Here is a 12,232-nt window from a genome sequence, read left to right on the forward strand (position 1 = left end):
GCTTGGGGCGCTTGTTGTGACTGTTGTATGTGGGCTGCAATTCCTTCCTTTCCTACCTGCACGACGAGCGGGACGAACATCGTTATCTTTTCAAGGACTATCGGCGATGTGGCTCCCACTAGAACGGCTAGCCACGCCGATACGGCATCCGGAGAAGTGACGGTAACAGCGGCCGTCACGCCGCCTCCCAAAGTGATTCGCAAGAACCCCGCGATGCAGTAAGCCAATAGACCTGGAGGAGGTAGCTCATGTGAAGCTTCGGTGGATTCCGGTGACTGTTGAACGCCGCCTCGTAAGCTACTTGCCTGCACTTTCCATGGCAGTTTGCGCCATCTTCGAACCGCAATTATGTAGTCGAGGGCTTCCATAGCAAAGCCCCCGAAGGCTCCCCACAGGGCCCCCTCAAGCCATCCCATGTTGGCAGCGTAGGGAGGGAGAGCCGGTCGGGCTAGCCATTGACCGAACTTGCCCCACACCGTCCGAGTGAGGCAGGGCAGGCAGGACAAGGACAGGAGTAGCGGACAGAAGCACCAAGCCTGATTGTGGGGCCCCTGCGGGGCGGGGAGGGCTCAGATGCGCGGCAGTGCTGGTCGTGGCTAGGAGTGAGCGCAGACTGTAAATCTGCCGGCTCAGCCTTCCCAGGTTCGAATCCTGGCGCCGCCACACTGGGGAAGACCCCCTCCGGACTGCGGAAACGCAGTCCGGAGGGGGTCTCTTCGTGTGCGCGGGCGCATGCTGTTCGCGGGCGGAGGCACCAGGGCACACTGGCCCCATGTCGTCCCGTCGCCGTTCCTGCCCCGAGTGCCGTCGTGAGATCGCCGTCGTCGCCGGGCGGTACGCGCGGCACGATCCGCCCGGCGCCCGGGGGAGCGGGGAACTGACCTCGTGCCCCGGGTCGCGCAGACACGCCCGGCTCGGTGCGGAACAGCCCTCGCTGGACGGCTACGCGGTGCCGGAGTTCCCGGGGCAGATGCCCCTCTTCTAGCCCGGTCGGCTCAGTTGCCGGCCACCGACTTCACGGCCACCGACACCGGCGCGGGGCCGCTGATCAGCTCCAGGGTCAGACCGGCCGTCGCGGGGGTGTCCACCAGCTCCGCCAGCACGGCGGCCACGTCGTCGCGCGGGACCGGGCCGCGGCCCGTGTGGGCCTCCAGGCGGACCAGGCCGGTCCCGGCGTCGTCGGTGAGCTGACCGGGGCGCAGGATCGTCCAGTCCAGGGCGTCCAGACCGCGTACGTACGCGTCCGCCTCGCCCTTGGCGCGCAGGTACACGTCGAAGACCTCGTCGCCCTCGTGGGCCGGGTCCGCGCCCATGGACGACACGATCACGAAACGCCGTACGCCCGCGCGGACGGCCGCGTCGGCGAAGAGGACCGCCGCTGCCCTGTCCACCGTCTCCTTGCGGCCCGCACCGCTGCCCGGCCCGGCGCCCGCCGCGAACACCGCCGCGTCCGCGCCCTCCAGCCGCTCCGCGACCTCCTCCACCGACGCCGACTCCAGGTCGAGCACGACCGGTTCGGCACCCAGTTGCCGCAGTTCGTCCGCCTGTTCGGGGGTGCGGATGATGCCCGCCGCCTCGTCCCCGCGCGCGGCGAGCAGCCGCTCCAGCCGCAGCGCGATCCGACCATGACCACCAGCGATGACAATGCGCATGCCTCCGACCGTACGCCGGGGCCACCCCGTCCGCCGCGCAACGCACCAGGGACCCGCCCGGCTCTACGCCGTGCCCCGGCCCTGCCGGGGCAGTCCCGGTTCCCCCTCCGCCGACGATGACGCCGCCGACGCCGCCGGACCGCAGTACTCCCGCACCGCGCTCGTCCGCGCCACCACCCGCCCCCCGTGCACCACGACGCGGCTGTACCCCAGCGACAGCGCCCCCGGGAGCCCGTCCCCGCGGACCGCCAGCAGTTCGGCCGGGAAACCCGCCTCCACGCGCACCTCGGGCAGCCCCAGGGCCGCCCGCGCCGACGTGCTCACCGCGGCGTAGGCGTCCTCGGCGGACAGCCCGTGGCGGGAGGCCAGCAGGTACGCCGCCTCCAGCGGGTCACCGCGGCCCACCGGGTTCGACACGTCCCGCAGGGCACCGCTCCCGGCGGCCACCCGCACCCCCGCCGACCGCAGCAGCCGGACCGGTGCCGTGGTCCGGCGGTCCACGGCGCCGCAGCCGCCCTGCGGCAGGCACACCACCGTCACCCCGGCCGCCGCGAGCCGGTCCGCGGTCCGTGCGGCCGGCTCGGCGGGCAGCCGGGCGAGACCGCCGCACGGGCCGAGGGCGACCCCCGGCCGCAGCCCGCCCGCCATGGCCGCGAACCGGGCCAGCCGGGCGGGATCGGCGGCGTCCGTGTGCAGGTCGACGGGGCAGCCGTGTTCGGCGGCGACCTCCAGGACCGCCTCCACGTACCCCGTGGGATCGGGGTCGAGATCGGGGCAGCCGCCCACCACGGACGCACCCATCTTCACCGCGTCCCGCAGCACCGCGAGCCCGTCCGCCCCGGCCACCCCGGTCAGCACCCGCGGCACCGCCACCGTCGTCAGTTCGGCCAGCCCGCGCAGCGAGCGCTCCGCCCGCAGCACGGCGGTCAGCGCACCGAGCCCGGCCACGTCCCCCACGCGCACATGCGCCCGCAGCGCCGTCGCGCCGTGCCCGAGCTGGAGCAGCGCCGCCTTTGTCGCGCGGCACTGGACGTCCCGGGGGTCGTACGAGACGGGGCCGCCGGCGTCGGCGGACAGGGCGGTGTCCGCGTGGGCGTGGGGCTCCGCGGGGGCCGGCAGGAGCAGATAGCCGGTGAGGTCGATCTGCGTGCCGCACGCGCGCGTGCCGTCCGCCGTCAGGCTGCCGGCCGTACCGACCGCCTCGATGCGCCCGCCGCCCAGCCGTACGTCCACGGTCCGGCCGTCGGTGAGACGCGCGCCGCACAGCAGCAGCGGGGCCGGATCGGCCGCGGCCGGTCCCGGAGCCGGACCCGAGGACGAGGGCGGACGGGACGGTGGCTGCGGCCGGCTGTCGGGCATCGCGTTCCAGGGGCTCGGGCTGCGCACGGAGGGCAAGGTCACGCAGGGAAGATCACGCGGGCAAGATCACGCAGAGTGAGTCCGAGCCTAGGCCGGGGGCCCGTTCCTCGCCGGGAGGAGCCCAATAGTCGTACCGGCGTGGTCCACCCGGGAGAGGGGGGCCGAAACGGATTTGGGCGAACGGCGGCGGACCGTGTAATGTCTTCATCGCTCGCCCCAATAGCTCAGTCGGCAGAGCGTCTCCATGGTAAGGAGAAGGTCAACGGTTCGATTCCGTTTTGGGGCTCTGGTGTGAGAGGTTCCCGCCGCGAGGCGGGGCCCGATCGCATCAAAGCGGTGTAGCTCAGTCGGTAGAGCAAGCGGCTCATAATCGCTGTGTCACCGGTTCAAGTCCGGTCACCGCTACAGACAGTAGCCGATTGCGGGGTCGGTCCTTCGATCGGCTACTCTTTCTTGCGTAAATACAGTCAATCCGTTCGTCAAGGAGCACTCACGTGGCTGCCACCGACGTCCGCCCGAAGATCACGCTGGCCTGCGTGGAGTGCAAGGAGCGGAACTACATCACCAAGAAGAACCGGCGTAACAACCCGGACCGTCTTGAGATGAAGAAGCACTGCCCGCGTTGCAACGCGCACACCGCGCACCGCGAAACGCGATAAATCAGGCTCGTACACGAGGCCGTCCCCCCAGCCAGGGGGGCGGCCTCGTGTCGTTTTCCCGTCGGCCGGACACGGTCAGGACCGGCCGACCGCAGGCAGAACCAGGCAGACCAGACAGACCGGGCAGAGCAGCCGGACACAGTCAGACACAGGAGGTGCCGCGCGCATGGCGCTCGATCAGTCCTTCGTGGGGCGGAGCTACCCGCCCACCGAGCCCTACGAGGTGGGCCGGGAGAAGATCCGCGAGTTCGCCGAGGCGGTGGGGGACGCCAACCCGGCGTACACGGACGCGGAGGCCGCCAAGGCGCTCGGCCACCCCGATGTGATCGCCCCGCCCACCTTCGTGTTCGCGATCACCTTCAAGGCCGCCGGGCAGGTCATCGCCGACCCGCAGCTCGGCCTCGACTACAGCCGGGTGGTGCACGGCGACCAGAAGTTCGCCTACGTCCGTCCCGTGCGCGCGGGTGACCGGCTCACCGTCACCTCGACCATCGAGGCGGTCAAGTCGATGGCAGGCAACGACATACTGGACATCCGGGGCGAGGTGCACGACCAGGCCGGCGAACACGTCGTGACCGCCTGGACCAAGCTGGTGGCCCGCGCGGCCGAGGAGGCGTGACCCACATCATGACGGCGAAGATCTCCTACGCCGACGTCGAGGTCGGCACCGAGCTGCCCGCACAGACGTTCCCCGTGACCCGGGCCACCCTCGTCCAGTACGCGGGCGCCTCCGGCGACTTCAACCCGATCCACTGGAACGAGAAGTTCGCCAAGGAGGTCGGCCTCCCCGACGTCATCGCGCACGGCATGTTCACCATGGCCGAGGCGATCCGCGTGGTGACCGACTGGACGGGCGACCCGGGCGCGGTCGTCGAGTACGGCGTCCGCTTCACCCGGCCGGTCGTCGTCCCCAACGACGACCGGGGCGCCACCATCGAGGTCAGCGGCAAGGTCGCGGCCAAGCTCGACGACCACACGGTCCGCGTCGACCTCACCGCGACCAGCGCCGGACAGAAGGTGCTGGGCATGTCACGGGCGGTCGTCCGGCTGGGCTGAGCCGGGCCGGACACGGCGGGGACGGGGGCTTGTCGGCGCCGTCTCGTAGTCTTGGGCCCGTGCAGGAACTCCACGACGCCCCCCTCGCCCCGCTGACCACCTTCCGGCTGGGCGGCCCCGCGACCCGGCTGGTCACCGCGACGACCGACGACGAGGTGATCGCCGTCGTCCGCGAGGCCGACGACAGCGGTACGCCGCTGCTGGTCATCGGCGGCGGCTCCAACCTGGTCATCGGCGACAAGGGCTTCGACGGCACCGCCCTCGTCGTCGCCACCAAGGGCTTCGCCCTGGACGGCACGCGGCTGGAGCTGGCCGCCGGCGAGGTGTGGACCGACGCCGTCGCCCGCACCGTGGAGGCGGGTCTCGCCGGCATCGAGTGCCTGGCCGGCATCCCCGGCTCGGCGGGCGCCACCCCGATCCAGAACGTCGGGGCGTACGGCCAGGAGGTCTCCTCCACCATCACCGAGGTCGTCGCCTACGACCGCCGCACCCGCGAGACCGTCACCCTCGGCAACGAGGAGTGCGCCTTCTCGTACCGCCACAGCCGCTTCAAGGCCGACCCCGAGCGCTACGTCGTCCTGCGGGTGCGCTTCGCGCTGGAGGACGCGGGCGGCCTCTCCGGGCCCGTCAAGTACGCCGAGACGGCCCGCGTCCTCGGTGTCGCGCCGGGCGACCGGGTACCGCTGGCCACGGCCCGCGAGACGGTGCTGAAGCTCCGCGCGGGCAAGGGCATGGTCCTGGACCCCGAGGACCACGACACCTGGTCGGCCGGCTCCTTCTTCACCAACCCGATCCTCGACGACGAGGCGTTCGCGGCCTTCCACGCGCGCGTACGGGAGCGGCTCGGCGACGGCGTCGAACCCCCCGCGTACCCCGCGGGCGAGGGCCGCACCAAGACCTCCGCGGCCTGGCTGATCGACAAGGCCGGCTTCACCAAGGGCTACGGCCAGGGCCCGGCCCGCATCTCCACCAAGCACACCCTCGCCCTCACCAACCGGGGCGAGGCGACGACCGAGGACCTCCTCGCCCTGGCCCGGGAAGTCGTCGCGGGCGTCCACAGCGCGTTCGGCGTCACCCTGGTCAACGAACCGGTCACGGTGGGCGTCAGCCTGTAGCCGAATCCCCGTTGCCGTCCGGCGCGCGGGCCCGCGATCCTGGGCGCGTGAGGCCGACCCCATGCACCTGAGACTGCGCGAGTTCCGTCCCCGGACCGGCCCGCGCGAACACCGCGTCGTCCAGCCCCGGCACACCCTGCGCCACACCTCGCTGCGCGCACCGGAACCGATCGGACTGCTCCTCGGCGACCACGACGGACTGAACCGGCTCGCCGGCCTGTTCTCCTTCGCCGCGTACTCGCGCCGCACGATCGTCCATGTGCCGCTGCGGGGTGGCGTTCCGCCGGACGAGGGTCTCGGGGAACCGGTCGATCTCGTCCTGGTCCACCACTCCTACGGGCTGCGGCCCGGCAAGTGGCCGGAGCTGCGTCGTTCGCTCGGTCCGGGCAGGCCGCTGTCCGTACGTACCGACGAGGCGCGCACGGGCCGGGACGCCGCGAACTGGCGGCGGCGCTCGTGGCGCGCGGACTGCCGGGACGAGCTGCGGCACGCCGACCACGCCCGTACGTTCTTCCTCTTCGGGAGCCGGGACGTCTTCGCCGAGGCGGCCATGTCCTTCGCGTACGCGGCGGGGTGGGGGCCGCGTCGGAAGGGCGTGGCGAAGGGGCGGGCGGCTCTGGTGTCGGGTGTCCGGGGGCTCACGCAGAAGCCCGGCGGCGGACATCCCTACGAGGTGCTGGTCTGCTTCAAGCCGTATCCGCCGTACGCCCATTTCAAGCGGCCCGGTGCGGGGGCGGGCCGGGAGGTGTGACGCGGCCCGGCGTCTGCGGGGTGCCGCCGTGCCCACCCGTGCCGCCCCGGAGGTACCTCCCAGGCCCTTGAGGCACCGGGGGAGGCACGATCGCCCACGGTTACGCCGGGGCGGCCAGCCAGTCGTCCACGCCCGACAGCAGTTTCGCCTTCGTGTCCTCCGGGGCCGTCGAACCCCGTACCGACTGGCGGGCCAGTTCGGCCAGTTCCGTGTCCGTGAAGCCGTGGTGGTTCCGTGCGATCTCGTACTGGGCCGCCAGGCGGGAGCCGAACAGCAGCGGGTCGTCCGCGCCCAGCGCCAGTGGTACGCCCGCCTCGAACAGGGTCCGCAGCGGCACGTCCTCGGGCTTGTCGTAGACGCCCAGCGCCACGTTCGACGCCGGGCAGACCTCGCACGTCACCTGGCGGTCCGCGAGCCGCCGCAGCAGCCGCGGGTCCTCCGCCGCCCGCACCCCGTGCCCGATGCGGTCCGCCTCCAGGTCGTCCAGGCAGTCCCGTACCGACGCCGGGCCCGTCAGCTCGCCGCCGTGCGGCGCCGACAGCAGCCCGCCCTCACGCGCGATCGCGAACGCGCGGTCGAAGTCGCGGGCCATCCCGCGCCGCTCGTCGTTGGAGAGGCCGAACCCCACGATCCCCCGGTCCGCGTACCGCACCGCCAGCCGGGCCAGCGTGCGCGCGTCCAGGGGGTGCTTCATCCGGTTGGCCGCCACCAGCACCCGCATCCCGATCCTGGTGTCCCGCGTCGCCGCGTCCACCGCGTCCAGGATGATCTCCAGCGCCGGGATCAGCCCGCCCAGCCGGGGCGCGTACGACGTCGGGTCCACCTGGATCTCCAGCCAGCCCGAGCCGTCCCGCACCTCCTCCTCCGCCGCCTCCCGCACAAGGCGCCGGATGTCGTCCGGCTCCCTGAGACACGAGCGCGCCGCGTCGTACAGCCGCTGGAAGCGGAACCAGCCGCGTTCGTCCGTGGCGCGCAGTCTCGGCGGTTCCCCGCTGGTCAGCGCGTCGGTCAGCGCCTCGGGCAGGCGCACGCCGTACTTGTCGGCCAGCTCCAGCAGGGTGGTGGGCCGCATGGACCCGGTGAAGTGCAGGTGCAGATGGGCCTTCGGCAGTTCAGAGAGATCACGTACACGCTCCATCCCTGGATGTTGCCGCACGCTCCCGTCGTCCGGGTAGGGCTTTCCCCTTTCGTGGTCTTGTTCGCACAAACGAACAGGGGCGCCCGGGAAAGAACCCGGGCGCCCCTGTGGCGAAGGGCGACGTCAGTCGCGCGCCTCCGCCAGCAGCTTCTGGATCCGGCTCACGCCCTCGACGAGGTCCTCGTCGCCCAGCGCGTACGACAGCCGCAGGTAACCCGGTGTGCCGAACGCCTCACCCGGCACCACCGCGACCTCGGCCTCCTCCAGGATGAGCGCCGCCAGCTCGACCGAGCTCTGCGGCCGCTTGCCCCGGATCTCCTTGCCGATCAGCGCCTTCACGGAGGGGTAGGCGTAGAACGCGCCCTCGGGCTCCGGGCAGACCACGCCGTCGATCTCGTCGAGCATCCGGACGATGGTCTTCCGCCGGCGGTCGAAGGCCTCGCGCATGGTCGCGACGGCGTCCAGGTCGCCGGAGACGGCGGCGAGCGCGGCCACCTGGGCGACGTTGGAGACGTTCGACGTGGCGTGCGACTGGAGGTTGGTCGCGGCCTTCACCACGTCCTTCGGGCCGATGATCCAGCCGACCCGCCAGCCCGTCATCGCGTACGTCTTCGCGACACCGTTGACCACGACGCACTTGTCGCGCAGCTCGGGCAGGAGCGCGGGCAGCGACACGGACACGGCGTCGCCGTAGACCAGGTGCTCGTAGATCTCGTCCGTCAGCACCCACAGGCCGTGCTCGACGGCCCAGCGGCCGATCGCCTCGGTCTCGGCCTCGCTGTAGACCGCGCCGGTCGGGTTCGACGGGGAGACGAAGAGGACGACCTTCGTCTTCTCGGTGCGGGCCGCCTCCAGCTGCTCCACGCTCACCCGGTAGCCGGTCGTCTCGTCGGCGACCACCTCGACCGGGACGCCGCCGGCCAGCCGGATCGACTCCGGGTACGTCGTCCAGTACGGCGCCGGGACGATGACCTCGTCGCCCGGGTCGAGGATCGCGGCGAAGGCCTCGTAGATGGCCTGCTTGCCGCCGTTGGTGACCAGGATCTGCGACGGGTCGACCTCGTAGCCGGAGTCGCGCAGCGTCTTCGCGGCGATCGCGGCCTTCAGCTCCGGCAGACCGCCGGCCGGCGTGTACCGGTGGTACTTCGGGTTCTTGCAGGCCTCGATCGCGGCCTCGACGATGTAGTCCGGCGTCGGGAAGTCGGGCTCACCGGCGCCGAAGCCGATCACCGGTCGCCCGGCGGCCTTGAGGGCCTTGGCCTTGGCGTCCACGGCGAGGGTGGCGGACTCGGAGATCGCGCCGACTCGGGCGGAGACCCGGCGCTCGGTGGGAGGGGTTGCAGCGCTCATGGGGCCCATCGTTCCAGACCGGAAACCCACGCGGCACGGGGGTTTCACGTACTGAACAACACCGGGCAAACCCCTGAACACCAGTCCGGATCGACGCCGCCGGTCCACCACCGCCTGGACGATCTTCCGCCGGAACGGTGTCTCCTGAGCACTTTCTGTTCGACGCCCGGCCCAGGAACACGTACACTCTCACCTCGTTGGCCTTCAGCGGCCCGCGCTCAACCGGTGCACACCAAGCATCCGGTCGGATGCGGTACGTTGGGGAACGCACAAAGGGTCGTAGCTCAATTGGTAGAGCACTGGTCTCCAAAACCAGCGGTTGGGGGTTCAAGTCCCTCCGGCCCTGCTACACACACCTTCGCCAGGATGTGTGCGCATGTACGTACAGCAATGCACCGCCGTGCGGGCTCGGACCGGGCGCGGCACGGCCACGACCCGGAATCAGGTGAGGACGAGTGACGGATGCCGTGGGCTCCATCGACATGCCTGATGCCCAGGATGAGGCGCCGGACTCCCAGAAGAAGACCCGCAAGGGCGGCAAGCGGGCCAAGAAGGGTCCGCTGAAGCGCCTCGCGCTCTTCTACCGCCAGATCGTCGCGGAGCTCCGCAAGGTCGTCTGGCCCACCCGCAACCAGCTGACGTCGTACACGACCGCAGTGATCGTCTTCGTCGTCGTGATGATCGGTCTGATCACCCTGTTCGACTATGGCCTCAGCCACGCCGCCAAGTACGTCTTCGGCTGAGCCGAGAGCGAAGAGCGCCGAGGTATCCGGCGCTCCTTTTCGCATGTTCCACCCCTTGTATCCAGGAAGAAGCAGCCACCGTGTCTGACCCGAACGTGAACGACGCCGTTGAGCCTTACGGCGAAGGGGCCGAGTCCGCCGAGGACGCGCTCGCCGCCGTCGAGGGCGCGGACGTCGAGGACACCGAGGCCTCCGCCGAGGCCGAGGCTGCCGAAACCACCGCGGACGAGAGCGCCGAGGCGGACGAGACCACCGAGGCCGAGGAAGCGGCCGAGGAGGCCGAGGAGCCCGAGGACGACCGTGACCCGGTCGAGAAGCTCCGCGAGGAACTGCGGACGCTGCCCGGCGAGTGGTACGTCATCCACACGTACGCGGGTTACGAGAACCGGGTGAAGACCAACCTGGAGCAGCGCGCCGTCTCGCTGAACGTCGAGGACTACATCTTCCAGGCCGAGGTGCCGCAGGAAGAGGTCGTCCAGATCAAGAACGGCGACCGCAAGACGATCAAGCAGAACAAGCTCCCGGGCTACGTCCTGGTCCGCATGGACCTGACGAACGAGTCCTGGGGCGTCGTCCGCAACACCCCCGGTGTCACCGGCTTCGTGGGCAACGCCTACGACCCGTACCCGCTGACGCTGGACGAGATCGTCAAGATGCTCGCCCCGGAGGCCGAGGAGAAGGCCGCCCGCGAGGCCGCCGAGGCCGAGGGCAAGCCGGCCCCGCAGCGCAAGGTCGAGGTCCAGGTGCTGGACTTCGAGGTCGGCGACTCGGTCACCGTCACCGACGGTCCGTTCGCCACGCTGCAGGCGACCATCAACGAGATCAACCCCGACTCCAAGAAGGTCAAGGGCCTGGTGGAGATCTTCGGCCGCGAGACTCCGGTCGAGCTCTCCTTCGACCAGATCCAGAAGAACTAGTCCAGGACAGTCCTTCTGGCACACAGCTTCCGAACAGGTCAGACGGGCGTGCGAGCGTCCGTCTGACCTGCTCGGTTTTTGGCCGCGCATCTATACCCGTTATCGTTGTGCGGTATGCCTGCGTCCGGGTTGTCCCCTTGACGCGGGCAGGACCCGAATCGAAAGGACCCGGAGAGCCATGCCTCCCAAGAAGAAGAAGGTCACGGGGCTCATCAAGCTCCAGATCCAGGCCGGTGCCGCGAACCCGGCTCCGCCGGTCGGCCCCGCGCTGGGTCAGCACGGCGTGAACATCATGGAGTTCTGCAAGGCCTACAACGCCGCGACCGAGTCGCAGCGCGGCTGGGTCATCCCGGTGGAGATCACGGTCTACGAGGACCGTTCCTTCACCTTCGTCACCAAGACCCCGCCGGCCGCCAAGATGATCCTCAAGGCCGCGGGCGTGGAGAAGGGCTCCGGCGAGCCGCACAAGACCAAGGTCGCGAAGATCACCGCCGACCAGGTCCGTGAGATCGCCACCACCAAGATGCCCGACCTCAACGCCAACGACCTGGACGCCGCGTCGAAGATCATCGCCGGCACCGCCCGTTCCATGGGCATCACGGTCGAGGGCTGACCTCCACCCCCGTAAGCCAAGCAGTAGTGGAAGGGCCGGCTCGGCCCGCACCACGACTCCTCGACAATTCACAGGAGCTTTCAGTGAGCAAGCGCAGCAAGTCTCTCCGCGCTGCGGACGCCAAGATCGACCGGGAGAAGCTGTACGCCCCGCTCGAGGCCGTCCGTCTCGCCAAGGAGACGTCCACGACCAAGTTCGACGGCACCGTCGAGGTCGCCTTCCGTCTGGGTGTCGACCCGCGCAAGGCCGACCAGATGGTCCGTGGCACCGTGAACCTCCCGCACGGCACCGGTAAGACCGCCCGGGTCCTGGTCTTCGCGACCGGTGACCGTGCCGAGGCCGCGCGTGCCGCGGGCGCCGACATCGTCGGCGCCGACGAGCTGATCGACGAGGTGTCGAAGGGCCGTCTGGACTTCGACGCCGTCGTCGCCACCCCGGACCTCATGGGCAAGGTCGGCCGCCTCGGCCGCGTGCTCGGTCCCCGTGGCCTGATGCCGAACCCGAAGACCGGCACCGTGACCCCGGACGTCACCAAGGCCGTCAACGACATCAAGGGCGGCAAGATCGAGTTCCGCGTCGACAAGCACTCGAACCTGCACTTCATCATCGGCAAGACGTCGTTCGACGACACCAAGCTGGTGGAGAACTACGCCGCGGCGCTGGAGGAGATCCTCCGTCTGAAGCCGTCCGCCGCCAAGGGCCGCTACATCAAGAAGGCCGCCATCACCACCACGATGGGCCCCGGCATTCCGCTCGACTCCAACCGCACCCGCAACCTCCTCGTCGAGGAGGACCCGGCCGCCGTCTGAGCCGGGCGGGCCGGGCGACCGGCCCGTGCGCACCGCGGAAAACCCGAAAACCCGTCCCCGCGTCTCGTCC

The 12,232-nt window shown here is 70.5% G+C and carries 14 protein-coding genes and 4 tRNA genes; 14 read left to right on the forward strand and 4 right to left on the reverse strand.

The window, feature by feature from the left end:
• The first annotated feature begins 557 nt into the window (after positions 1–557).
• A tRNA-Tyr gene (locus tag ACZ62B_RS10830) sits at positions 558–663 on the forward strand.
• A 109-nt stretch (positions 664–772) separates the two neighbouring features.
• A complete protein-coding gene (locus ACZ62B_RS10835; RefSeq protein WP_344560881.1) occupies positions 773–985 on the forward strand; it encodes a hypothetical protein in 213 nt (70 codons plus the stop codon).
• 10 nt (positions 986–995) lie between these two features.
• On the opposite strand, the gene ACZ62B_RS10840 is transcribed toward ACZ62B_RS10835, so the two are convergent.
• Complete coding sequence (locus tag ACZ62B_RS10840) at positions 996–1,652, reverse strand: NAD(P)H-binding protein (RefSeq protein WP_468727736.1); 657 nt, start codon at positions 1,650–1,652, stop codon at positions 996–998.
• A gap of 63 nt (positions 1,653–1,715) precedes the next feature.
• Positions 1,716–3,011, reverse strand: coding sequence for an amidohydrolase family protein (locus tag ACZ62B_RS10845; RefSeq protein ID WP_469690065.1), 1,296 nt, complete (start codon positions 3,009–3,011; stop codon positions 1,716–1,718).
• Positions 3,012–3,224: 213 nt separating this feature from the next.
• Between ACZ62B_RS10845 and ACZ62B_RS10850 the strand changes: the two genes are divergently transcribed.
• The 7 genes from ACZ62B_RS10850 (at position 3,225) to ACZ62B_RS10880 (ending at position 6,592) form a co-directional block, all read left to right on the forward strand.
• A tRNA-Thr gene (locus tag ACZ62B_RS10850) sits at positions 3,225–3,297 on the forward strand.
• Between the two features lie 46 nt (positions 3,298–3,343).
• A tRNA-Met gene (locus ACZ62B_RS10855) sits at positions 3,344–3,416 on the forward strand.
• Between the two features lie 89 nt (positions 3,417–3,505).
• Entirely contained in the window at positions 3,506–3,670 is a 165-nt protein-coding gene (gene rpmG / locus ACZ62B_RS10860; RefSeq protein WP_003948671.1) for a 50S ribosomal protein L33, read from the forward strand.
• Positions 3,671–3,836: 166 nt separating this feature from the next.
• On the forward strand, positions 3,837–4,289 hold the full coding sequence (locus ACZ62B_RS10865) for a MaoC family dehydratase N-terminal domain-containing protein (RefSeq protein ID WP_344560877.1): 453 nt from the start codon (positions 3,837–3,839) through the stop codon (positions 4,287–4,289).
• A gap of 8 nt (positions 4,290–4,297) precedes the next feature.
• On the forward strand, positions 4,298–4,726 hold the full coding sequence (locus tag ACZ62B_RS10870) for a MaoC family dehydratase (protein WP_344561059.1): 429 nt from the start codon (positions 4,298–4,300) through the stop codon (positions 4,724–4,726).
• Between the two features lie 59 nt (positions 4,727–4,785).
• Positions 4,786–5,841 carry a UDP-N-acetylmuramate dehydrogenase gene (locus ACZ62B_RS10875; RefSeq protein ID WP_469689914.1) on the forward strand — a complete coding sequence of 352 codons (1,056 nt, stop codon included), beginning with the start codon at positions 4,786–4,788 and terminating at the stop codon, positions 5,839–5,841.
• A gap of 61 nt (positions 5,842–5,902) precedes the next feature.
• Positions 5,903–6,592: a hypothetical protein gene (locus ACZ62B_RS10880; protein ID WP_344560873.1), complete on the forward strand. Its 690-nt coding sequence runs from the start codon at positions 5,903–5,905 to the stop codon at positions 6,590–6,592.
• A 100-nt stretch (positions 6,593–6,692) separates the two neighbouring features.
• Here ACZ62B_RS10880 and ACZ62B_RS10885 read toward each other — a convergent pair whose 3' ends face one another.
• Together ACZ62B_RS10885 and ACZ62B_RS10890 are read right to left on the reverse strand one after the other, a co-directional pair.
• Complete coding sequence (locus tag ACZ62B_RS10885; RefSeq protein WP_469689916.1) at positions 6,693–7,730, reverse strand: adenosine deaminase; 1,038 nt, start codon at positions 7,728–7,730, stop codon at positions 6,693–6,695.
• A 123-nt stretch (positions 7,731–7,853) separates the two neighbouring features.
• Positions 7,854–9,080, reverse strand: a complete 1,227-nt coding sequence (locus ACZ62B_RS10890) for a pyridoxal phosphate-dependent aminotransferase (RefSeq protein WP_344560869.1) — start codon at positions 9,078–9,080, stop codon at positions 7,854–7,856.
• Between the two features lie 273 nt (positions 9,081–9,353).
• Here ACZ62B_RS10890 and ACZ62B_RS10895 point away from each other — a divergent pair.
• From ACZ62B_RS10895 to rplA, 5 genes are all read left to right on the forward strand, one after another.
• A tRNA-Trp gene (locus tag ACZ62B_RS10895) sits at positions 9,354–9,426 on the forward strand.
• 109 nt (positions 9,427–9,535) lie between these two features.
• Positions 9,536–9,823, forward strand: coding sequence for a preprotein translocase subunit SecE (gene secE, locus ACZ62B_RS10900; protein ID WP_344560867.1), 288 nt, complete (start codon positions 9,536–9,538; stop codon positions 9,821–9,823).
• A gap of 80 nt (positions 9,824–9,903) precedes the next feature.
• A complete protein-coding gene (gene nusG / locus ACZ62B_RS10905; RefSeq protein ID WP_344560865.1) occupies positions 9,904–10,740 on the forward strand; it encodes a transcription termination/antitermination protein NusG in 837 nt (278 codons plus the stop codon).
• Positions 10,741–10,918: 178 nt separating this feature from the next.
• Positions 10,919–11,353: a 50S ribosomal protein L11 gene (rplK, locus tag ACZ62B_RS10910; RefSeq protein ID WP_073932788.1), complete on the forward strand. Its 435-nt coding sequence runs from the start codon at positions 10,919–10,921 to the stop codon at positions 11,351–11,353.
• A gap of 83 nt (positions 11,354–11,436) precedes the next feature.
• A complete protein-coding gene (gene rplA, locus ACZ62B_RS10915; protein ID WP_004927356.1) occupies positions 11,437–12,162 on the forward strand; it encodes a 50S ribosomal protein L1 in 726 nt (241 codons plus the stop codon).
• The last annotated feature ends 70 nt before the right edge of the window (positions 12,163–12,232 follow it).

The organism is Streptomyces sp. NPDC053426, from assembly GCF_055585405.1.

Excerpts from the sequence above, each read along its gene's own strand:
- rplK (WP_073932788.1), top strand. The coding sequence starts at position 10,919 with ATGCCTCCCAAGAAGAAGAAGGTCACGGGGCTCATCAAGCTCCAGATC.
- ACZ62B_RS10885 (WP_469689916.1), bottom strand. The coding sequence starts at position 7,730 with ATGGAGCGTGTACGTGATCTCTCTGAACTGCCGAAGGCCCATCTGCAC.
- ACZ62B_RS10880 (WP_344560873.1), top strand. The coding sequence starts at position 5,903 with ATGCACCTGAGACTGCGCGAGTTCCGTCCCCGGACCGGCCCGCGCGAA.
- ACZ62B_RS10865 (WP_344560877.1), top strand. The coding sequence starts at position 3,837 with ATGGCGCTCGATCAGTCCTTCGTGGGGCGGAGCTACCCGCCCACCGAG.
- ACZ62B_RS10890 (WP_344560869.1), bottom strand. The coding sequence starts at position 9,080 with ATGAGCGCTGCAACCCCTCCCACCGAGCGCCGGGTCTCCGCCCGAGTC.
- ACZ62B_RS10845 (WP_469690065.1), bottom strand. The coding sequence starts at position 3,011 with ATGCCCGACAGCCGGCCGCAGCCACCGTCCCGTCCGCCCTCGTCCTCG.
- ACZ62B_RS10840 (WP_468727736.1), bottom strand. The coding sequence starts at position 1,652 with ATGCGCATTGTCATCGCTGGTGGTCATGGTCGGATCGCGCTGCGGCTG.
- ACZ62B_RS10835 (WP_344560881.1), top strand. The coding sequence starts at position 773 with ATGTCGTCCCGTCGCCGTTCCTGCCCCGAGTGCCGTCGTGAGATCGCC.
- ACZ62B_RS10870 (WP_344561059.1), top strand. The coding sequence starts at position 4,298 with ATGACGGCGAAGATCTCCTACGCCGACGTCGAGGTCGGCACCGAGCTG.